Annotated in this window: 19 protein-coding genes; 10 read left to right on the top strand and 9 right to left on the bottom strand. The window is 72.5% G+C overall.

Annotated elements, in window-relative coordinates:
* The first annotated feature begins 9 nt into the window (after nucleotides 1-9).
* On the top strand, nucleotides 10-1,509 hold the full coding sequence (locus tag ABD333_RS12890; RefSeq protein ID WP_344540751.1) for a TldD/PmbA family protein: 1,500 nt from the start codon (nucleotides 10-12) through the stop codon (nucleotides 1,507-1,509).
* A complete protein-coding gene (locus tag ABD333_RS12885) occupies nucleotides 1,506-2,894 on the top strand; it encodes a metallopeptidase TldD-related protein (RefSeq protein ID WP_344540749.1) in 1,389 nt (462 codons plus the stop codon). Before ABD333_RS12890 ends, ABD333_RS12885 begins: the two co-directional genes overlap by 4 nt.
* 54 nt (nucleotides 2,895-2,948) lie before the next feature.
* Here ABD333_RS12885 and ABD333_RS12880 read toward each other — a convergent pair whose 3' ends face one another.
* Complete coding sequence (locus ABD333_RS12880; RefSeq protein ID WP_344540748.1) at nucleotides 2,949-3,161, bottom strand: dodecin; 213 nt, start codon at nucleotides 3,159-3,161, stop codon at nucleotides 2,949-2,951.
* A gap of 49 nt (nucleotides 3,162-3,210) precedes the next feature.
* Between ABD333_RS12880 and ABD333_RS12875 the strand changes: the two genes are divergently transcribed.
* From ABD333_RS12875 to ABD333_RS12860, 4 genes are all read left to right on the top strand, one after another.
* A complete protein-coding gene (locus ABD333_RS12875; protein WP_344540747.1) occupies nucleotides 3,211-3,651 on the top strand; it encodes a DUF3099 domain-containing protein in 441 nt (146 codons plus the stop codon).
* A gap of 599 nt (nucleotides 3,652-4,250) precedes the next feature.
* Nucleotides 4,251-5,402: an acyl-CoA dehydrogenase family protein gene (locus tag ABD333_RS12870; protein ID WP_344540746.1), complete on the top strand. Its 1,152-nt coding sequence runs from the start codon at nucleotides 4,251-4,253 to the stop codon at nucleotides 5,400-5,402.
* Nucleotides 5,403-5,436: 34 nt separating this feature from the next.
* The gene (fabG, locus tag ABD333_RS12865) at nucleotides 5,437-6,192 is read left to right on the top strand and encodes a 3-oxoacyl-ACP reductase FabG (protein ID WP_344540745.1); all 756 of its coding nucleotides are present in this window, start codon (nucleotides 5,437-5,439) and stop codon (nucleotides 6,190-6,192) included.
* Nucleotides 6,189-6,800 carry a TetR/AcrR family transcriptional regulator gene (locus ABD333_RS12860; RefSeq protein WP_344540744.1) on the top strand — a complete coding sequence of 204 codons (612 nt, stop codon included), beginning with the start codon at nucleotides 6,189-6,191 and terminating at the stop codon, nucleotides 6,798-6,800. Before fabG ends, ABD333_RS12860 begins: the two co-directional genes overlap by 4 nt.
* On the opposite strand, the gene ABD333_RS12855 is transcribed toward ABD333_RS12860, so the two are convergent.
* Genes ABD333_RS12855 through icmF form a run of 3 tightly spaced genes read right to left on the bottom strand, consistent with a single transcriptional unit; the run spans nucleotide 6,790 to nucleotide 11,823 of the window.
* Nucleotides 6,790-7,899 carry a calcium:cation antiporter gene (locus ABD333_RS12855; protein WP_344540743.1) on the bottom strand — a complete coding sequence of 370 codons (1,110 nt, stop codon included), beginning with the start codon at nucleotides 7,897-7,899 and terminating at the stop codon, nucleotides 6,790-6,792. The genes ABD333_RS12860 and ABD333_RS12855 overlap by 11 nt on opposite strands.
* Nucleotides 7,900-7,912: 13 nt before the next feature.
* Complete coding sequence (locus tag ABD333_RS12850; protein WP_344540742.1) at nucleotides 7,913-8,635, bottom strand: helical backbone metal receptor; 723 nt, start codon at nucleotides 8,633-8,635, stop codon at nucleotides 7,913-7,915.
* A complete protein-coding gene (icmF, locus tag ABD333_RS12845) occupies nucleotides 8,632-11,823 on the bottom strand; it encodes a fused isobutyryl-CoA mutase/GTPase IcmF (RefSeq protein WP_344540741.1) in 3,192 nt (1,063 codons plus the stop codon). The genes ABD333_RS12850 and icmF overlap by 4 nt, the downstream gene beginning before the upstream one ends.
* A 49-nt stretch (nucleotides 11,824-11,872) precedes the next feature.
* On the opposite strand from icmF, the gene ABD333_RS12840 reads away from it, so the two are divergent.
* The gene (locus tag ABD333_RS12840; RefSeq protein WP_344540740.1) at nucleotides 11,873-12,400 is read left to right on the top strand and encodes a MarR family transcriptional regulator; all 528 of its coding nucleotides are present in this window, start codon (nucleotides 11,873-11,875) and stop codon (nucleotides 12,398-12,400) included.
* A gap of 14 nt (nucleotides 12,401-12,414) precedes the next feature.
* Here the strand turns inward: ABD333_RS12840 and ABD333_RS12835 are convergent, their stop codons facing one another.
* Entirely contained in the window at nucleotides 12,415-13,518 is a 1,104-nt protein-coding gene (locus ABD333_RS12835) for an alpha/beta hydrolase (RefSeq protein ID WP_344540738.1), read from the bottom strand.
* A gap of 188 nt (nucleotides 13,519-13,706) precedes the next feature.
* On the opposite strand from ABD333_RS12835, the gene ABD333_RS12830 reads away from it, so the two are divergent.
* Together ABD333_RS12830 and ABD333_RS12825 are read left to right on the top strand one after the other, a co-directional pair.
* A complete protein-coding gene (locus ABD333_RS12830; RefSeq protein WP_344540736.1) occupies nucleotides 13,707-14,510 on the top strand; it encodes a tryptophan 2,3-dioxygenase in 804 nt (267 codons plus the stop codon).
* Nucleotides 14,500-15,846: an FAD-dependent oxidoreductase gene (locus tag ABD333_RS12825; RefSeq protein ID WP_344540734.1), complete on the top strand. Its 1,347-nt coding sequence runs from the start codon at nucleotides 14,500-14,502 to the stop codon at nucleotides 15,844-15,846. Before ABD333_RS12830 ends, ABD333_RS12825 begins: the two co-directional genes overlap by 11 nt.
* On the opposite strand, the gene ABD333_RS12820 is transcribed toward ABD333_RS12825, so the two are convergent.
* Nucleotides 15,812-17,245 carry a DHA2 family efflux MFS transporter permease subunit gene (locus tag ABD333_RS12820; protein ID WP_344540732.1) on the bottom strand — a complete coding sequence of 478 codons (1,434 nt, stop codon included), beginning with the start codon at nucleotides 17,243-17,245 and terminating at the stop codon, nucleotides 15,812-15,814. The genes ABD333_RS12825 and ABD333_RS12820 overlap by 35 nt on opposite strands.
* Nucleotides 17,246-17,346: 101 nt before the next feature.
* Here ABD333_RS12820 and ABD333_RS12815 point away from each other — a divergent pair, with 101 nt between their 5' ends.
* The gene (locus tag ABD333_RS12815; RefSeq protein ID WP_344540731.1) at nucleotides 17,347-17,565 is read left to right on the top strand and encodes a hypothetical protein; all 219 of its coding nucleotides are present in this window, start codon (nucleotides 17,347-17,349) and stop codon (nucleotides 17,563-17,565) included.
* Between the two features lie 3 nt (nucleotides 17,566-17,568).
* Here ABD333_RS12815 and ABD333_RS12810 read toward each other — a convergent pair whose 3' ends face one another.
* Genes ABD333_RS12810 through ABD333_RS12800 form a run of 3 tightly spaced genes read right to left on the bottom strand, consistent with a single transcriptional unit; the run spans nucleotide 17,569 to nucleotide 18,766 of the window.
* Nucleotides 17,569-17,820, bottom strand: a complete 252-nt coding sequence (locus tag ABD333_RS12810) for a DUF6457 domain-containing protein (protein ID WP_344540730.1) — start codon at nucleotides 17,818-17,820, stop codon at nucleotides 17,569-17,571.
* Nucleotides 17,821-17,859: 39 nt separating this feature from the next.
* The gene (gene mobA, locus ABD333_RS12805) at nucleotides 17,860-18,465 is read right to left on the bottom strand and encodes a molybdenum cofactor guanylyltransferase (protein ID WP_344540729.1); all 606 of its coding nucleotides are present in this window, start codon (nucleotides 18,463-18,465) and stop codon (nucleotides 17,860-17,862) included.
* Nucleotides 18,452-18,766: a DUF3467 domain-containing protein gene (locus tag ABD333_RS12800; RefSeq protein WP_344540728.1), complete on the bottom strand. Its 315-nt coding sequence runs from the start codon at nucleotides 18,764-18,766 to the stop codon at nucleotides 18,452-18,454. Before ABD333_RS12800 ends, mobA begins: the two co-directional genes overlap by 14 nt.
* Nucleotides 18,767-18,795 lie beyond the last annotated feature (29 nt).

Raw genomic sequence — 18,795 nt, 5'->3', positions numbered from 1 at the left:
TTCTCCAGGGTGCATGACATCGATCCCGAATTCGCGGCGCTGCCGTTGCGCGCGCTCGCAGACGCGGCCCTGAGCCGGGCCCGGGAGCTGGGCGCCGAGCACGCCGACTTCCGGCTGGAACGCATCCGAAGCCAGACCCTGCGGCTGCACGACGCCGCGCTCGAGACCGCGCTCGACGCCGACGACGTCGGCCTGTCGGTACGGGTGGTCAAGGACGGCACGTGGGGCTTCGCCGCGGGCATCGACCTCACCCCCGAGGGCGCCGCCCGCGTGGCCGCCCAGGCCGTCGAGGTGGCCGCGGTGGCCCGGCCCGTCAACCGCGAGCCGATCGAGCTGGCCGCCGAGCCCGTCCACGGCGAACGGACGTGGATCTCCGCCTACGAGATCGACCCGTTCGAGGTGCCGACGGGCGACAAGGTCGCGCTGCTGGCCGACTGGACCCGCCGGCTGCTGGCCGAAGAGCACGTGAACCACGTCGACGCGTCGCTGCTGCAGGTCAAGGAGAACAAGTTCTTCGCCGACCTGCGCGGCACCGTCACCACCCAGCAGCGCGTGCGCCTGCACCCGGCGGTCACCGCCGTGGGCATCGCGGGCGGCGCGTTCGACACCATGCGCACGCTGGCCCCGCCGGTCGGGCGCGGCTGGGAGTGGCTCACCGGCGGGCACTGGGACTGGGACGGCGAGCTGGCGCGGATGCCCGGGCTGCTCGCCGAGAAGCTGGCCGCGCCGTCGGTGGAGGCCGGCGTCTACGACGTGGTCATCGACCCGTCCAACCTCTGGCTCACGATCCACGAGTCGATCGGGCACGCCACCGAGCTGGACCGGGCGCTCGGCTATGAGGCCGCCTACGCGGGCACCTCGTTCGCCACCCCCGACAAGCTCGGCAAGCTCCAGTACGGCTCGGCCGTGATGAACGTGACCGGCGACCGGACGGCCGAGCACGGCCTGGCGACCATCGGCTACGACGACGAGGGCGTCGAGGGCCAGTCGTTCGACATCATCAGCGGCGGCCTGTTCACCGGCTACCAGCTCGACCGGCGCATCGCCCGCCTCACCGGCCAGGACCGCTCGAACGGCTGCGCGTTCGCCGACTCGGCCTCCAGCATGCCGCTGCAGCGCATGGCGAACGTGTCGCTGCAGCCCGCGCTGGACGGCCCGAGCACCGAGGAGCTGATCTCCGGCGTCGAGCGCGGCGTCTACATCGTCGGCGACAAGAGCTGGTCGATCGACATGCAGCGCCACAACTTCCAGTTCACCGGCCAGCGCTTCTACAAGATCGAGAACGGCCGGCTGGCGGGCCAGCTGCGCGACGTGGCCTACCAGGCCACCACCACCGACTTCTGGAACTCGATGGAGGCCGTCGGCGGTCCCCAGACCTACGTGCTGGGCGGCGCGTTCAACTGCGGCAAGGGCCAGCCCGGCCAGGTGGCGCCGGTCAGCCACGGCTGCCCGTCGGCGCTGTTCCGCGGCGTCAACATCCTCAACGCCCTGAAGGAGGCCGGCCAGTGAGCATTCTCAGGCCGCAGGAGGCCGTCGAGCGGGCGCTGGCGCTGTCGCGCGCGGACGACTGCATCGTCATCGCCGACGAGTCGAGCACCGCCAACCTGCGCTGGGCGGGCAACACCCTGACCACCAACGGCGTCACCCGCTCCAACCGGCTGACGGTCATCGCGCTGCGGGAGGCCGGGAACGGCGTCGCCACGGGCGTGGTGTCGCGCGCCGCGGTCGGCGCGGAGGCCATCGAGGATCTCGTCCGCGCCGCCGAGAAGGTGGCCGGGGACGGCGAGCCCGCCGAGGACGCCGCGCCGCTCATCACGCGGGACGCGGCGGACGGCACCTGGGACGACGAGCCGGCCGAGACCGGCATCGGGATCTTCGCCGACTTCGCGCCGGCGCTCGGCGAGGCGTTCGCCGCCGCCGAGGGCGCGGGCCGCACGCTCTACGGCTTCGCCAACCACGGGCTCACGTCCACGTTCGTCGGCACCTCGGCGGGGCTGCGGCTGCGCCACGACCAGCCGACCGGGCTGCTGGAGATCAACGCCAAGGGCGGCGGGAGCTCGGCCTGGGCGGGCGTCGGCACGCGCGACTTCTCCGACGTGGACGTGCCGGGATTGACCGGCGACCTGGCGCGCCGCCTCGACTGGGGACGGCGGCGCGTGGACCTGCCGGCCGGCCGGTACGAGACGATCCTGCCGCCGAGCGCGGTGGCCGACCTGATGATCTACCTCTACTGGTCGGCGGGCGCCCAGGACGCGCACGACGGCCGGACGGTGTTCAGCGCGCCGGGCGGCGGCACCCGCGTGGGCGAGCGGCTCGCGAACCTGCCGGTCCGGCTGTCGAGCGACCCGGGCGCGGCCGGGCTGGAATGCGCCCCGTTCGTCGTCGCGCACGCCTCCAGCCGGGACTCGTCGGTGTTCGACAACGGCCTGGAGCTGGGCGCCACCGACTGGATCGCCGACGGCACGCTCAGCGCGCTCACGCAGACGCGCCGGTCGGCCGGGGTGACCGGGCTGCCGCTCACCCCGGCCGTCGACAACCTGGTGTTCGCCGGCCCCGAGGGCTCCTCGGCGTCGCTGGAGGACATGGTCGCGCGCACCGAACGCGGGCTGCTGCTGACGTGCCTGTGGTACATCCGCGAGGTCGACCCGCAGAGCCTGCTGCTCACCGGGCTCACCCGGGACGGCGTCTACCTCGTCGAGAACGGCGAGGTCGTCGGCGAGGTCAACAACTTCCGGTTCAACGAGAGCCCGGTGGACCTGCTGTCGCGGCTGTCGGAGGTCGGCGCGACGAGGCCGACGCTGCCGCGCGAGTGGTCGGACTACTTCACCCGTGCCGCGATGGCGCCGGTCCGCGTGCCGGACTTCAACATGTCAACGGTCTCCCAGGCCTCCTGAGGGCCGCCGCACGTCCGGCCGGGCGCCCGTCACCGGGGCCCGGCCGGACGGCTCCTATGAGTCTTCCAGGCGGAACCCCACCTTCATGCCGACCTGGAAATGGGCCACCTCCCCGTCCACGATCTGGCCCCGGACCTCGGTCACCTCGAACCAGTCCAGATGGCGCAGCGTCTGCGAGGCGCGCCTGACCCCGTTGCGGACCGCCTGCTCGACGGAGTCCGGGGACGTGCCGACGATCTCGGTCACCCGGTACGTGCGGTCGCTCATATGCCCTCCTGGTGTCGCTTGTCAGCCCCCGTGGGCTTACCGTGGAATCGTGAAGGTCATTCCCCGCCGGCAGGCCGAGGTCTACACGGTCACCAACGCGCCGCGCCCGATGTCGGAGGACATCGGCTACCGCCAGCGCCGCTACCTCATCTCCATGGGAATCCGCACGGGCTGCTTCGTGGGCTCGGTCATCACGGCGATGGCCGGTGCCCCGCTGTGGGTCGTCGGGCTCATGGTGGTCGGCGCGCTGTTCCTCCCCTACGTCAGCGTGATCTTCGCCAACGGCGGCCGTGAGCCCACCGAGACGGCACGCTACGCCATCCCGCAGCCCCCACCCGACCACCCTCTCAACGGACAAGCTGCGCTTGGCAGGCCTCAGCAGCCGCCGCCCGACCACACTGTCAACGGGCGGCCCGCGCTCGGCGCCCCCGCGCCGGACGGCCAGCACCACAAGCGGATTTCCGGACAGCCGCCGGAAATCGGGTCGTGACTTTCTCTTGACTAACAGCGGGGGGTTTCGGTGTACGATTTGTACCGGCGCTCTGGTCCCCCGTCGGAGCGCCCGTGCCGGTGTTCCGGGCCCCCGTCGGAACACCGATGATGCGACGCCGGGTGGATTGCCCCCGTATCCACCCGGCGTCGCTTTTATTTTCCCCGCGCTCGATCTGGCTCCTGACCAGGCATGATGGCCGTCCAGTGCGCCGATTCCGGCGTCACGGCGAGGGCGAACGGCCCGTTCGGCGCGGCCACCACACGATCCTCTCCCCTGATCCCCGGGCGACCGTCTTTGCCTTCCCCAGCGCCCTATCCAGGCACTTTGCGAGGATGACCTTCCGCAGGCCCCGGTTTTGAATGCGGCAGGGCACCGAGAACGCCCTCCGCCACCGCGGGATTTGGCCGCGGAGCAGGCATTCCGCCTCCCAGCGCCAGGAACCGGCCGCCGCTGCCCGCATCTCCGCGCCGTCCTCGCAAGCCCCCGGCCTGGCCTGGTCCGGCCACGGACCGAAAATCCCGGAGTTGAAACTAGAATCAGATTCGAGGAAACTAGCGTTCCGCTAGATCGCCGATCGTGGAGGAAAGGGGCGCGCCGTGCGCCGTACCGTGTTCAACGAGGACCATGAGGCGTTCCGGGAGACGATCCGGGACTTCATCGAGGCCGAGGTCGTGCCCGTCTTCCCCGCGTGGGAGGAGGCCGGCCATCCGCCCCGCGACTTCTACAACAAGCTCGGCGAGCTGGGGGTCTTCGGCATCACGGTGCCCGAGGAGTACGGCGGCGCGGGCGAGACCAGCTTCAAGTACGCCGCCGTGATCTCCGAGGAGTGCGCCCGCCAGGGCGTGAACTTCGGCGCCACGACCGTGCACGTCAACCTCGTCCTGCCGTACCTGCTCGCGTACGGCACCGAGGAGCAGAAGAAGCGCTGGCTGCCGCCGTTCATCTCCGGCGACATGATGACCGCGATCGCGATGACCGAGCCCGGCACCGGCTCGGACCTGGCGGGCATGCAGACCACCGCCAGGCGCGACGGCGACCACTACGTCCTCAACGGCGCCAAGACGTTCATCACCGGCGGCGTGCTCGCGGACCTGTGCCTGGTCGTGGCCCGCACCTCCCCCGCCACCCCGGAGAACCGCCGCGCGGGCCTGTCGATCCTGTGCGTCGACACCAGGAGCGAGGGCTACGCGGTCGGCCGCAAGCTCCAGAAGATCGGCCTGCGCACCTCCGACACCGCCGAGCTGTCGTTCACCGACGTGCGCGTGCCGGTGGAGAACCTCCTCGGCGAGGAGGGCCGCGGCTTCGAGTACCTCGCGCACAACCTGGCCGAGGAACGGCTGGCCATCGCGGTGCAGTCGTACGCGTCGGCCGCCGCCGCCGTCGAGTTCGCCACTGCCTACGTCAAGGACCGCACGGTGTTCGGCAAGTCCGTCGCCTCGTTCCAGAACACCAAGTTCGTGCTGGCCGAGTGCGCCACCGAGGTGGAGGCGGCCCGGTCGCTGGTCGACCGCGCCATGGACGCGCACGACCTCGGCGAGCTCACCCCGGCCGACGCCGCCAAGACCAAGCTCTTCTGCACCGAGGTCCAGGCCCGGGTCGTCGACAAGTGCCTGCAGCTGCACGGCGGTTACGGCTACATCCTCGAATACCCGATCGCGCGCCTCTACACAGACGCCCGCGTCACCCGGATCTACGGTGGCACCAGTGAGGTGCTGAAGACCATCATCGCCAAGCAGCTCGGCGTCTGACACCGGCAGGACGATCCCTGAGGGAGGAACGGACATGAGCGGGTCCAAGGTCGCCATCGTCACCGGAGCGGCACGCGGCATCGGCGCCGCCACGGCGGTGCGGCTCGCGCGGGAAGGCTTCGCCGTCGCCGTCTGCGACCTCGACGAGGCGGCCTGCGCGAGCACCCTGGAGGACATCGCGGCGGCCGGGGGGCGGGCCATCGCGGTGGGCGTGGACGTCGCCGACTCCTCGCGGGTCGAGGCGGCCGTCGCCCGGGTCGCGGCCGAGCTCGGGCCGCCGGTGGTGCTGGTGAACAACGCCGGGATCATCCGCGACAACATGCTGTTCAAGATGACCGACGACGACTGGGACTCGGTCATGTCCGTCCACCTGCGCGGCGCGTTCCTCATGAGCCGGGCCGTGCAGGCCCACATGACGAACGCGGGCTGGGGCCGCATCGTCAACCTGTCCTCGGTGTCGGCGCTCGGCAACCGCGGCCAGGCCAACTACTCGGCGGCCAAGGCCGGCCTGCAGGGGTTCACCAAGACCCTCGCGATCGAGCTCGGGAAGTTCGGGGTGACGGCCAACGCCATCGCCCCCGGCTTCATCGCCACCGAGATGACGGCGGCGACCGCGGCCCGGATGGGCGTGGACTTCGAGGAGTTCAAGCGCGCCGCGGCCGACCAGATCCCGGTGCGCCGGGTCGGCGTCCCCGCCGACATCGCCGGCACGGTCGCGTTCCTGGTGAGCGACGACGCCTCGTTCGTGACCGGACAGGTGATCTACGTGGCGGGCGGCCCCCGGGCGTGACCGCCCCCGCCCGCGAGCCCGGCCCCCCGCGCGGCCGGGAGGTGACCGAGGAGGCGCTGCGGGCCGCCGCGATCGGCCTGCTGCGGCGTGAGGGCGTCCTGGCCGGGCTCAACCTCCGCGAGGTCGCCGACGAGGCGGGTGTCAACCGCGGGCTGGTCTACCAGTACTTCGGCTCGCGGCGCGGCCTGCTGCGGTCGGCGCTGTTCCACCGCGCCAAGGCCAACGCCGGCGACGCCGGGGAGGCGGCCAGGCTGCCGTTGCGCGAACGGCTGTCGCGGCTCTTCTGGAGCAACCTGCGCCGTCCCGAGCCGATCATGCTGACCACGCTGCTGGTGCTGGACGGCGACGACCGGCCCCGCGTCCTGCCCAACCGCGGGGAGGGCCGCGTCCAGCTGGCCGAGAGCGCGGCCCGGGGCGAGCTGGCGTCCGGCGACGTCGAGGCGGTCCAGGCCGCGCTCGCCTCGACGATCTACGGCTACACCCTGTTCCGCGAGCAGCTCGCCCGGGAGATCGGCCTGCCGGTCGAGGAGCTCGACGCCCGCGTGGACCGGTGCCTGCAGGCGCTGTTCACCGCGGACGGCCGGCCCCCGGGCGGGGCTAAGGGCTGACCGCCAGGAACAGGAACGAGGCGAAGATGGCGAGGTGCACGCCCGCCTGGAGCAGGGTGGCGCGGCCGGGGACGACGGTCAGCGTCGACACGCCGATGGTCAGGGCCAGCAGCACCATGTGCAGGGCGCCGAGCCCGAGCTCCAGCGGGCCGCTCAGCCAGATCGAGGCGACCGCGATGGTCGGGATGGTGAGCCCGATGCTGGCCATCGCGGAGCCCAGGGCCAGGTTGAGGCTGGTCTGCACGCGATCGCGGCGGGCGGCCCGGACGGCCGCGAGCGTCTCGGGCAGCAGCACCAGCAGCGCGATGACGACGCCGACGACGGCGTGCGGGAAGCCCGCGGCGTCGACGCCGCGTTCGATCACCGGGGACTCCACCTTGGCGAGGCCGACGACGGTCACCAGCGCCAGCAGGAGCAGGGCCAGGCTGGCGAGCGTCTCCCGGTCGGACGGCGCCGCCGCGTGCTCCTCGGCCTCGGCGACGTCGAGGACGCCGCCGGCCTTGTCCACCGGCAGGAAGTAGTCGCGGTGCCGGACCGTCTGGGTCAGCACGTACAGGCCGTAGAGCACCAGTGAGGCGACGGCCGCGAACGCCAGCTGGGCGGGCGAGAAGACCGGCCCGCCCGCGCTGGTGGTGAACCTCGGCAGGACCAGGCACAGCGTGGCCAGCGTGGCGACCGTGGCGAGCGCTCCGCCGGCCCCCTCCGCGTTGAAGACCGCCACCCGGTGCCGCAGGGCCGCCACCAGCAGCGACAGTCCCACGATGCCGTTACAGGTGATCATCACCGCGGCGAACACCGTGTCGCGCGCGAGCGTGGAGGACTCGCCGCCTCCCGAGACCATCAGGCTCACGATGAGCGCCACCTCGATGACCGTGACGGCCACGGCGAGCACCAGCGACCCGAACGGCTCCCCCACCCTGTGGGCCACCACCTCGGCATGGTGCACGGCCGCCAGCACCGAGCCCGCCAGCAGCAGCGCGATCACCGCCACCACCAGGCCGGGCAGGTCCCGTCCCCAGGACAGCACGAGCGCCACCAGCGCCAGCGCCGGAACGAGGACCTCCCAGCGCCTCAGCGGGAACCGTACGGAGCCGATCATGTACTCAGTGGTATCACAGCACGTCGAGCTGCTCCGCCAGTGCCCGGGGCGCCGCCACCAGCGACGGCCCGTACCAGGTGAGCAGGCGGCCGTTCACCAGGGCGCACGGCGTCCCGGGAAAGCACTCCGGCCCGTCGTCGGCGGCGAACCGGTAGGGCTCGTCGGGCAGGACGACCAGCTCGGGCCGGGCCGCGACGATCTCGTCCAGGGGGATCTTCGGATAGCGCTCGGCATGGGCGGCGTAGAGGTTGTCGACACCGAGGCGGGCCAGGACGTCGCCGGTGAACGTGTCGCGCCCGACCACCATCCAGGGCCGCCGCCAGATCGGGACGACGGCGCGCACGCGCCCGGCGGGCGGCGGGAAGTCCCAGGCGCGGGCGGCGTCGTCCAGCCAGGCCGGGGCGTCCAGCCCGCAGGCCTCGGTGAGCATCCGCCGCAGCGACTCCAGCGCCCCGCCGACCGTGCGGATGTCGGTCATCCAGACCGGCACGCCCGCCGCGCGCAGCGCCTCGACGTCGGCGGCGCGGTTCTCCTCGGCGTTGCCGACCACGACGTCGGGCCGCAGCTCGATGATCCGCTCGACGTCGGGGTTCTTGGTGCCGCCGACGCGCTCGACGTCGAGATCGGCCGGATGGGTGCACCAGGCCGTCACGCCCACCAGCAGGCCCGGAGCGGTCTCGGCGACCGCCTCGGTCAGCGACGGCACGATCGAGACGACCCGGCGCACCGGACTCACACGTTCCGCCGGTACTGCCCGCCGACCTCGAAGAACGCGTCGGTGATCTGCTGGAGGCTGCAGACCCGCGCCGCGTCCATCAGGGCGGCGAACACGTTGCCGCCCGAGCGCGCCGCCTCCTTCAGCCCGGTGAGGGCCGCCTCGGCGTCGTCGCGGTGACGCTGCTGGAAGGAGCGCACCCGGTCCAGCTGCGAACGCTTCTCGTCCTCGGTGGCCCGGGCCAGCTCCAGCGGCTTGCCGCCCTCCTGGTCGCCGTTCGGGTTGCGGAACGTGTTGACGCCGATGATGGGCAGCGACCCGTCGTGCTTGCGCTGCTCGTACAGCATCGACTCGTCCTGGATGCGGCCGCGCTGGTAGCCGGTCTCCATCGCGCCCAGCACTCCGCCGCGCTCGCTGATGCGGTCGAACTCGGCGAGCACCGCCTCCTCGACCAGGTCGGTCAGCTGGTCGATGATGAACGACCCCTGCAGCGGGTTCTCGTTCATCGCCAGGCCCCACTCGCGGTTGATGATGAGCTGGATGGCCAGCGCGCGGCGCACCGACTCGGCGGTGGGCGTGGTGACCGCCTCGTCGTAGGCGTTGGTGTGCAGGCTGTTGCAGTTGTCGTAGATGGCGATCAGGGCCTGCAGCGTGGTGCGGATGTCGTTGAAGTTCATCTCCTGGGCGTGCAGGGAACGCCCGGACGTCTGCACGTGGTACTTCAGCTTCTGGCTGCGCTCGTTGGCCCCGTACCGCTCCCGCATCGCCACCGCCCAGATCCGCCTGGCGACGCGGCCGAGCACGCTGTACTCGGGGTCCATGCCGTTGGAGAAGAAGAACGACAGGTTGGGCGCGAAGTCGTCGATGTCCATGCCGCGCGCCAGGTAGGACTCGACGTAGGTGAACCCGTTGGCCAGGGTGAACGCGAGCTGGCTGAGGGGATTGGCCCCGGCCTCGGCGATGTGGTAGCCGGAGATCGACACCGAGTAGAAGTTGCGGACCCGGTTGGCGATGAACCATTCCTGGATGTCGCCCATCATCCGCAGCGAGAACTCGGTGGAGAAGATGCAGGTGTTCTGCCCCTGGTCCTCCTTGAGGATGTCGGCCTGGACGGTGCCCCGCACGGTGGACAGCACGCGGGCGCGGACGTCGGCGGCCTCCTCGGCGGTGGGCTCGCGGCCCCGGTCCTCCCGGAACGCGTCGAGGCCCTGGTCGATCGCGGCGTTGAGGAAGAACGCCAGGATCGTCGGCGCGGGGCCGTTGATGGTCATCGACACCGAGGTGGTGGGGCTCGCCAGGTCGAACCCGTCGTAGAGCGCCTTCATGTCGTCGAGCGTCGCGATCGAGACGCCCGAGGTGCCGACCTTGCCGTAGACGTCGGGCCGTTCGTCGGGGTCACGGCCGTAGAGCGTCACCGAGTCGAACGCGGTCGACAGCCGCGTCGCGGGCTGGCCCTCCGACAGCAGCTTGAAGCGCCGGTTGGTGCGGAACGGGTCGCCCTCGCCCGCGAACATGCGTGCCGGGTCCTCGCCCTCGCGCTTGAACGGGAAGACGCCCGCGGTGAACGGGAAGCGGCCGGGCAGGTTCTCCGCGCGCAGGAAGCGCAGCAGCTCGCCGTGGTCGGTGTAGCGGGGCAGCGCGACGCGCGGGACGCGGCTCCCCGACAGCGACTCGCGGGTGAGCGCGGTGCGCAGTTCCCGGTCGCGGATCTTCACGACCTGCTCGTCGCCGGAGTAGGACCGGGCCACGGCGGGCCAGCCCTCGACCAGCTCCGCGTTCTCCTGGGTCACGTCGCGGCGCGCCGCCTCCAGCAGGCCGTCGACCTCGGCCGTGCCGGTCAGCTCGGCACGGACCTCGGCCAGCCGCTGGACGCGCCGGACCGCCTCGACCTGCTCGCGCGTCTCGGCGTGGTAGCCGCGCACGGTCTCGGCGATGTCGGACAGGTAGCGGACGCGGGCGGGCGGAATGATCTGGGCGGCGCCGGTGGAGACCTTGGTCGCGGCCTCGGGCAGCACGCCCGGCTCGATGCCCAGCAGCCCGATGAGGTGCTGGTAGAGCGCGGTGACGCCGTCGTCGTTGAACGTGGCGGCGCTCGTGCCGAAGACCGGCATGTCCTCGGGCTTGGAGCCGAACGCCTCGCGGTTGCGCACGAGCTGCCGGGACACGTCGCGCAGCGCGTCCGCCGCGCCCCGCCGCTCGAACTTGTTGATCGCCACCACGTCGGCGAAGTCGAGCATGTCGATCTTCTCCAGCTGGGAGGCGGCGCCGAACTCGGGCGTCATGACGTACAGCGAGACGTCGGCGAGCGGGACGATCGCCGCGTCGCCCTGGCCGATGCCGGGCGTCTCCAGGATCACCAGGTCGTATCCGGCGGCCTTGCAGGCCTCGATCACGGCCTCGATGTTCTCGGGCAGCTCGCGGGCGCCGCGGGTGGCCATCGAGCGGAAGAAGACATGGTCGCCATCCAGGGCGTTCATGCGGATGCGGTCGCCGAGCAGCGCGCCGCCGCCGCGCCGCCGGGTCGGGTCGACGGCGATCACCGCGACGCGGAGCTTGTCCTGCTGGTCCACGCGCAGGCGCCGCACCAGCTCGTCGGTGAGCGACGACTTGCCCGAGCCGCCGGTGCCGGTGATGCCGAGCACCGGGACGCGCCGCCGGCCGGCCGCCTCGGCGATCGCCTGCCGGTGGGCGTCCGGCAGCTTGGCCGCCTGCAGGCAGGTGATGGCCCGGGCGAGCGCCCGCCGGTCCCCCGCGATCACCGCGTCGGCCGGGACGGGCTCGGCCGCCAGGTCGACGTCGCAGTCGCGGACGAGCTCGTTGATCATGCCGGGCAGGCCCAGCCGCTGGCCGTCCTCGGGCGAGAAGATCCGGACCCCGGCCTCCGCCAGCCGCGCGATCTCCTCGGCCACGATCACGCCGCCGCCCCCGCCGAAGATCTGCACGTGCCCGGCCCCGGCCTCCGCCAGGGACTTGGCCAGGTACTCGAAGTACTCGACGTGACCGCCCTGGTAGGAGCTGATCGCCACCCCCTGGGCGTCCTCCTCCAGCACCGCGTCGACGACGGCCTGGACCGAGCGGTCATGCCCCAGATGCACCACCTCGGCGCCCTGGGACTGCAGGATGCGCCGCATGATGTTGATCGCCGCGTCATGGCCGTCGAACAGCGCCGCCGCCGTCACGAACCGCACCGGATTCACCGGGACATGCATCAGAACCCCACCCTTGGACTTCCAATATTTGGAAGCTAAAGTAATTCCCGTGGCCGACACAGTCAATTCCCTCGATCCCATCGCCGAAGCGCACCACCAGTGGAGCGCGCGCTGGCCCGAGCACGCCGACCACATGGCCGCCGTGACCTCGGTGATGCGGGTCCAGCAGCTGCTGCTGAGCCGGATCGAGGCGGCCCTCAAGCCGTACGGCCTCACCTTCGCGGCGTACGAGGCGCTGCGGCTGCTCGCGTTCACCCGTTCCGGCTCGCTCCCCATGGGCAAGATGGGCGTCCGCCTGATGGTGCATCCGGCCTCGGTGACCAACGTGATCGGGCGGCTGGAGCAGCGCGGGCTCGTGCAGCGCCACCCCTCACCCGACGACCGCCGGATCGTGCTGGCCGAGATCACCCCGGCCGGGCGCGGGCTCGCGGAGGAGGCGACGGCCGCCCTCCACGAGACCTCGTTCGGGCTTCCCGGGCTGACGTCCGAGCAGGCCACCCGCCTCACCGAGGCGCTGCGCGACGTCCGCGTCGCCGTGGGCGAGGTCGAGCCGCGGCCGGACGGCCTCCCCGGCTGAGGCGTGTCCCGACGTCAGCGTTCGCGCACCCAGGCGTCGATGAGGTCGGCCACCTGGGGCCGGGAGCCGCGGAGGTAGTGGTCGTCCTTGACCAGCTCCAGGCGCTTGTCCGGAGCGGCGAGCGCCCCGTGGACGGCCCGCGCGTCGCTGTCGTAGACGCACTCGTCGGCGGTGGCGTGGATCACCAGCGACGGGACGGTGATCCGCCGCAGGTGCGGCGCCGCCACGCACTGCGACGTGCGCAGGCTCCACATCGAGAGCCAGGTGCGCAGCGTGCAGAGCGAGCCGATGCCGAAGACGCCGTAGTTGGCCTTGAGCGGGTCGCCCTGGTAGCACCGGTTCGGCCTGCGGTCCGACGGCTCGATGGAGGGGTCGATCATCCGCAGGTCCGCCCAGGTGCGGTGGAGATTGAACAGCTGGTCGCGGGCCCGGGTCCCGTCGAGCGCGGCCAGGCGGCCGAGCACCCAGTCGGTGATCCGTTCGTTGCGGGCCCGCTGCGCGGCGCGGTAGCGCGCCTGGAATTCGGCGCTGTAGGGCGGGCCGTTGCCGGAGTCGAACGGGTCGAGCGCCGGATCGACCGACAGCGCGTCGGCCTCGTCGGTGATCGACGGGTCCATCCAGGCGGTGAGCACCTCGGGCCGCCCCGAGTGCGCGGCCAGGGCCACGAACAGGTCTCCGGCGGGCAGGTCCTCGATCGCGGGCACGGGCCGCATCCCCGCGACCGGCGTCACGTTCGGCTCCACGGCCTGGGACTGGTAGGCGGCCATGAGCGAGCCGCCCCCGGAGTTGCCCAGCAGCACCACCCGTTCGACACCGGCCCGCTCCCGGAGCCACCGGACGCCGACGCCGATCTCGGCGAGCGCGTGGTCGAGCAGGAAGTACGCCTCGGCGCCGCGGAACCGGGTGTTCCACCCGAGGAAGCCGTACCCGCGTTCGGCCAGGTAGGAGGCGAGGTAGTGCTCGGCGAAGTCGATGTTGTAGTGGGTGGCGATGAACGCGGTCGTGGGAGCCGCCCCGGCAGGCCGGTGATAGACGCCCTGGCACGGGTGGCCGCCCGCGCCGGCCCTGCCGATGAGCGGCGACGGCAACCCCACGAACTCCCTGACGACCTCGGTCATCGCGGCCTCCCAGCATCGAACCGAATCCCGTTCGATCGAAGGCTAGGGGTTCGCCGCCGCCCGCGCCATCCGGCCCTCAGGGCCTCCCTGAATGTTCCCCCGCATCGGGTATGTACCTTTGTGCCGGTCCGGTGGCGGAGGTCCGGTCACAGTGTCGTGACGGCGCCGCGGGACGGGGAGGTACGGCTATGGGCGACCCGGCCGAGGATGTCACCTACGGCGGCTATCTGCGTCTCGACCGGCTGCTGTCGTGTCAGGAGCCGCGCACCGGCGCGCACGACGAGCTGCTGTTCGTGATCATCCATCAGGTCTACGAGCTGTGGTTCAAGCAGCTCCTGCACGAGGCGGCGCTGCTGCAGCGGCGGCTGGAGGAGGACAACAGCGCGGGCGCCCTGCGCACGGCCCGGCGCATCTCCAAGATCCTCAAAACGGTCGTCGGGCAGCTGGACATCCTGGAGACGATGACGCCCCGCCAGTTCGCGTCGTTCCGGGACGCGCTCGGCTCGTCCAGCGGCTTCCAGTCGGCGCAGTTCCGCGAGCTGGAGGCCGTGCTGGGACGCCGCGAGTTCCCCGCGTCGGACCTGCGCGACGACGAGCGGCTGCGCGAGGCGGTGGCGCGGCGTTCGGTGTTCGACTCGCTGCTGCGCTACCTGCGGCTCCAGGGCTTCGCCGTGCCGGACGCCGCGCTCGACCGTGACCCGCGGACGCCCTGGCGTGCCGACGAGGACGTGCAGCGCGCTCTGCTCAAGGTCTACGCTGACGAGAGCGGACCGGCGGCCGAGGTGTGCGAGTCCCTGGTCGACGTGGACGAGGGCGTCCAGGAGTGGCGCTACCGGCACGTCAAGATGGTGGAACGCACCATCGGCGCCAAGATAGGCACGGGCGGCTCGGCGGGCGCCGACTACCTGCGCTCGACCCTGTTCAGGCCCGCCTTCCCGGATCTCTGGGAGGTCCGCTCGCGGATCGAGGAGGTCCCCGTCCATGGCGCGTGACGAGCGGCGGGTCGCGATCGTCGGCGGCGGCCTCGCGGGATGCCTGCTGGCCACGCTGCTCGGGCGGCGCGGCATCGAGGTGACCTTGTACGAGCGGCGGCCCGATCCCCGGATCGCCGGCCCCGAGCGCGGCCGGTCCATCAACCTCGCCGTCTCCGCGCGCGGGCTGGCGGCGCTCGACGCCGTGGGGCTGCGCGACCAGGCCCTCAAGCGGGCCCTGCCCATGCACGGGCGGATGGTCCATCCGCTCGGCGCCGGGCAGAACTTCCAGCCCTACAGCGCCGACGGCGAACGCGCGATCAACTCGATCAGCCGGGCCGAGCTCAACCAGGCGCTCCTGGACGCGGCGGAGGCGACGCCGGGCGTGACCGTGAGATTCACCCAGCGGGTGACCGGCGTCGACGTGGCCGCCGGGCTGCTCCTGCTGGAGGGGCCGGAGGGGGCCGTGACCGAACGCGCGGACGTGGTGCTCGCCGGGGACGGCGCGTACAGCGCGGTGCGGCGCTCGCTGGCCTCGGGCGGCGGCCTCGACGACCGCCAGGACTTCCTGGAGCACGGCTACAAGGAGCTGACCATCCCGCCGCGGGACGGGGACTTCGCGCTGGATCCCGACGCGCTGCACATCTGGCCGCGCGGCACGGCCATGATGATCGCGCTGCCGAACCTCGACCGGTCGTTCACCTGCACGCTGTTCTGGCCCAAGACCGACTTCGAGGCGCTCGGCACCGCCGCGAAGGTGCGGGCCCACTTCGAGCGGCACTATCCCGACGCCGCCCGGCTGATGCCCGCGCTCGCCGACGACTTCGCGCACAACCCGGTGGGCTCGCTGGTGACGGTGCGCTGCTGGCCGTGGGTCCGGTACGGCGAGGGCGCCGTCGCCGCGCTGCTCGGCGACGCCGCCCACGCGATCGTGCCGTTCTTCGGGCAGGGCGCCAACTGCGCGTTCGAGGACTGCGTCGAGATCGACCGGCTGCTGGGCAAGACGGGCGGCGACTGGTCCCGGGCGCTCTCGCTCTACCAGGAGCGGCGCAAGCCCAACACCGACGCGATCGCGGAGATGGCGCTCGACAACTTCGTCGAGATGCGCGACCGCGTGAGCTCGCCGGTCTACCGGCTGACGCGGGCCGCCCAGCACGCCCTGGAACGCCGGTCGGCGGGCCGCTACGTCTCGCGTTACGAGCTCGTGTCGTTCACCACGGTGCCGTACGCGCAGATCCCGCGGCGGATCAGAAGGCAGAACCAGGTGGTCGCCGCCGGGCTGCTCGGCGGCGCGGTGCTGGCCGGGCTCGCGGCCCGCCGTCTCAGCCGCCTCGCCCGGCGGCGCGGCGGCCGCTGATCATGTCGTAGCAGGCGACGGCGAGCGCGGCGAGCACGAACACCAGGATGACGACGAGGCCGTGGCGGAAGGCCGCGGCCCAGTCGCCCTTCGTCCCCGCCAAGGTGGCGAAGAAGACCGCGCCCGCCGCCGCGATGCCGACCGCGCTGCCCATCCGCTGCCCGGTCTGCAGCACGCCGGCGGCGGTGCCGCCCTGGGTGTGGGGCACCTCCGCCAGCGTGAGCGTCTGGTTGGGCGAGATCACCAGGCCGCTGCCCAGGCCGCCCGCGAGCAGTGGCAGGGCGGTGGCCCACGCGACGCCGCGGCCCGGCCACAGCTCGACCGCCAGCCACGCCGTGCCGAGGCCGAACGCCACGAGCGCCAGGCCCAGCACGACCAGCGGCCGGCCGAACCGGGAGACGACCCTGCCGCCCACGAACGCGGCGGTGCCCGAGCCGAGCGCGAACGGCGTGATGGCGAGGCCCGCCTCCAGGGCGTTGTAACCCCTGCCGTTCTGCAGGAAGACGGTGAAGATGAAGAAGATCGCGGTGAAGCCCGCGAAGTAGAGCAGCGCGATGGCCGCCCCCAGGCCGTAGGACCGACGCTTGAAGAGACGGAGGTCGACCAGCGGGGCCGGATGCCGCCGTTCCCATGCCAGGAAGAGCAGCAGCACGACGACGCCGGCCGGCACCAGGAGCCACTTGGCGGCCCCCGGCCACTGCCGCTCCTGCAGGAACGGCAACATGAAGGCCACCACGCCCGCGCCCAGAAGGGCCACGCCGACCGGGTCCAGGCTGCGCTGTTCGCCGTAGATCGGCGCCGGCAGCAGCCACCACGCCAGCGCCAGCGCGACCAGGCCGACCGGGACGTTGACGTAGAACACCCATCGCCAGCCCTCCGCCGGACCGGCCATGGCGATCAGCACCCCGCCCAGCAGCGGTCCCACGGCGGTGGCGATCCCGATGACCGCTCCCAGCGCGCCGAAGGCCCGGCCGCGTTCGGCCCCCCGGAACAGCTGCTGGATCAGCCCGGCGACCTGCGGGTTGAGCACGCCGCCCGCGGCCCCCTGCACGAGCCGCGCGACGATCAGCCACAGGACGGTCGGCGCCATCCCCGCCGCCGCGCTGGAGGCGGTGAACAGCGCCAGCCCCGCCATGAAGACCGCCCGGCGGCTCCGCGCGTCGCCGATCCGGCCCGCCGGGACCAGCGCCAGCCCGAACGTGAGCGCGTAGCCCGACACGATCCACTGCAGGTCGGCCTCGGAGGCGTGCAGGCCCTGCTGGATCGAGGGCAGCGCCACGTTCACGATGCTGACGTCCAGCAGCGACATGAACGCCGCGACCAGGCAGACGCCCAGCGCCTCCCAGCGGCGCCGCCCGCCCTGGGCGATGTCGCTCGCCGTCCTGGGGCCGGTCCGCACGAACGAGATCATCTCCCCGTTCGGAGCACGTCAAACGCCCCGCCCGGCGAGAGCGGCGCCCCCGTGCGGGCCGGCCGCGCCGTCTGTGCCAGGGTTGGGGCGTGACCGAAGAACCCATCGACGAACTGCGGTGCTCGTCCAAGGGGTGCCGCGCGGACGCCGTATGGGCGGTGCGCTGGAACAACCCGAAGATCCATACGCCGGACCGGCGCAAGATCTGGCTGGCCTGCGACGAGCACCGGGCGAGCCTGTCGGCCTTCCTGGACCGCCGTGGTTTCCTGCGCGACGTCGTGCCGGTGGGGGAACGCGACCTGCCCTAGGCCCTAGGAGTCCTGGGACCCGGGGCCGGGCTTCCAGCCCTCGGCCATCGCGGTGAGCCGGGCGGCCCCGTCCCTCGCCGGGGTACCGCGCCCGACCGCCAGCCCGAGCAGGTAGGCGGTGAGCGGGGCTCCCGGGCGCGCCACCCCGTGGGCGACCTCACGGGCGAGATCGAGGATCAGATCCCGGTCGACGTCGTCGCGGTCGATCCCCAGTTCGAGGCAGACCGCGTCGATCCATTCCTCCAGCACCGTCATCCTCCCGTCGGCGTGCTTGCGTTCTCCACTCTCGCACGGTCAGGGGCCGTGCGGCCCGGCGAGGCGCTCGGCGTGTTCGAGCTCGCCGGGGGTGTCGCAGTCGTACCAGGGCGGCCGCTCCCCCGCGGGCAGGCTCACCTTGACGGGGTCGAGCGGGCCCAGCAGGCCGCGCAGCGAGGCCCCCGCATAGCAGGTGAGCGCCCGGCGCAGGCCGCCCGTCCGCCAGCATCCCGCGAGCCACTGCTCGCGGCCGTCGCCGTCCAGCAGCACGGCCCCGGCCGCGTCCGCGTCCCGCGCCGCCACCAGCAGCGCGGCCACATCGCCCGGACGCAGGAACGGCAGGTCGCCCGCGAGCAGCGCCACCCACGGCGCGGACACCTCGGACAGCCCGGCCCGAAGAGCCGGTACGGGACCGGCACCGGGCGGCTCCTCCCGCACGAACACGGCGTGCGCGGGCTCGGGTCGCGGCGGGCCGACGATCACCAGCCGGCGGGCCGCGGCGGCCGCGTCCGCGACCAGGGCGACCAGGGCGCGCCCGCCGACCCGTTCGCCGGGCTTGTCCGCGCCGCCCATGCGCCGCGCCCGCCCGCCCGCGAGCACCACGGCGTCGAACGCCACCGTGCCGGAGGGCTCAGCCGTCGCCATGGTCCCGGGTGCCGCCGGTCTCGCGCTCGTAGGCGCTGAGGTTCTGTTCGAGGGCCTTCATCAGCTCCCAGATCTGGCCCGGCGGGACGCGGACGCGCGACACGACCCGGGCCGGCACATGCACGAACCGTTCGCCCGACGCCGGGTCCTCGGAGACCTCGGGCGGCCGTGTCTCGGTCGCGAAGTCCAGCACGAAGCAGTCCTGGGTACGCCACACGGAGGCGAACCCGGCGTAGGCGCCGACCTCGTTCTCCGGCGGTACGACGATCTCGACCCGATGCTCCAGCGGCTGATCCGTCACCCCGCCATCGTCGCATGCCGGAGGTCCCG

This window comes from Actinomadura fulvescens (assembly GCF_039533225.1).
Lineage (GTDB): Bacteria > Actinomycetota > Actinomycetes > Streptosporangiales > Streptosporangiaceae > Spirillospora > Spirillospora fulvescens.
Note: the sequence above shows the minus strand (reverse complement) of the source record. Positions and strands in the feature narration are given on the sequence as shown.

Excerpts from the sequence above, each read along its gene's own strand:
- ABD333_RS12810 (WP_344540730.1), bottom strand. The coding sequence starts at position 17,820 with ATGACGGTGCTGGAGGAATGGATCGACGCGGTCTGCCTCGAACTGGGG.
- ABD333_RS12830 (WP_344540736.1), top strand. The coding sequence starts at position 13,707 with ATGGGCGACCCGGCCGAGGATGTCACCTACGGCGGCTATCTGCGTCTC.
- icmF (WP_344540741.1), bottom strand. The coding sequence starts at position 11,823 with ATGCATGTCCCGGTGAATCCGGTGCGGTTCGTGACGGCGGCGGCGCTG.
- ABD333_RS12835 (WP_344540738.1), bottom strand. The coding sequence starts at position 13,518 with ATGACCGAGGTCGTCAGGGAGTTCGTGGGGTTGCCGTCGCCGCTCATC.
- ABD333_RS12855 (WP_344540743.1), bottom strand. The coding sequence starts at position 7,899 with ATGATCGGCTCCGTACGGTTCCCGCTGAGGCGCTGGGAGGTCCTCGTT.
- mobA (WP_344540729.1), bottom strand. The coding sequence starts at position 18,465 with ATGGCGACGGCTGAGCCCTCCGGCACGGTGGCGTTCGACGCCGTGGTG.
- fabG (WP_344540745.1), top strand. The coding sequence starts at position 5,437 with ATGAGCGGGTCCAAGGTCGCCATCGTCACCGGAGCGGCACGCGGCATC.
- ABD333_RS12825 (WP_344540734.1), top strand. The coding sequence starts at position 14,500 with ATGGCGCGTGACGAGCGGCGGGTCGCGATCGTCGGCGGCGGCCTCGCG.
- ABD333_RS12880 (WP_344540748.1), bottom strand. The coding sequence starts at position 3,161 with ATGAGCGACCGCACGTACCGGGTGACCGAGATCGTCGGCACGTCCCCG.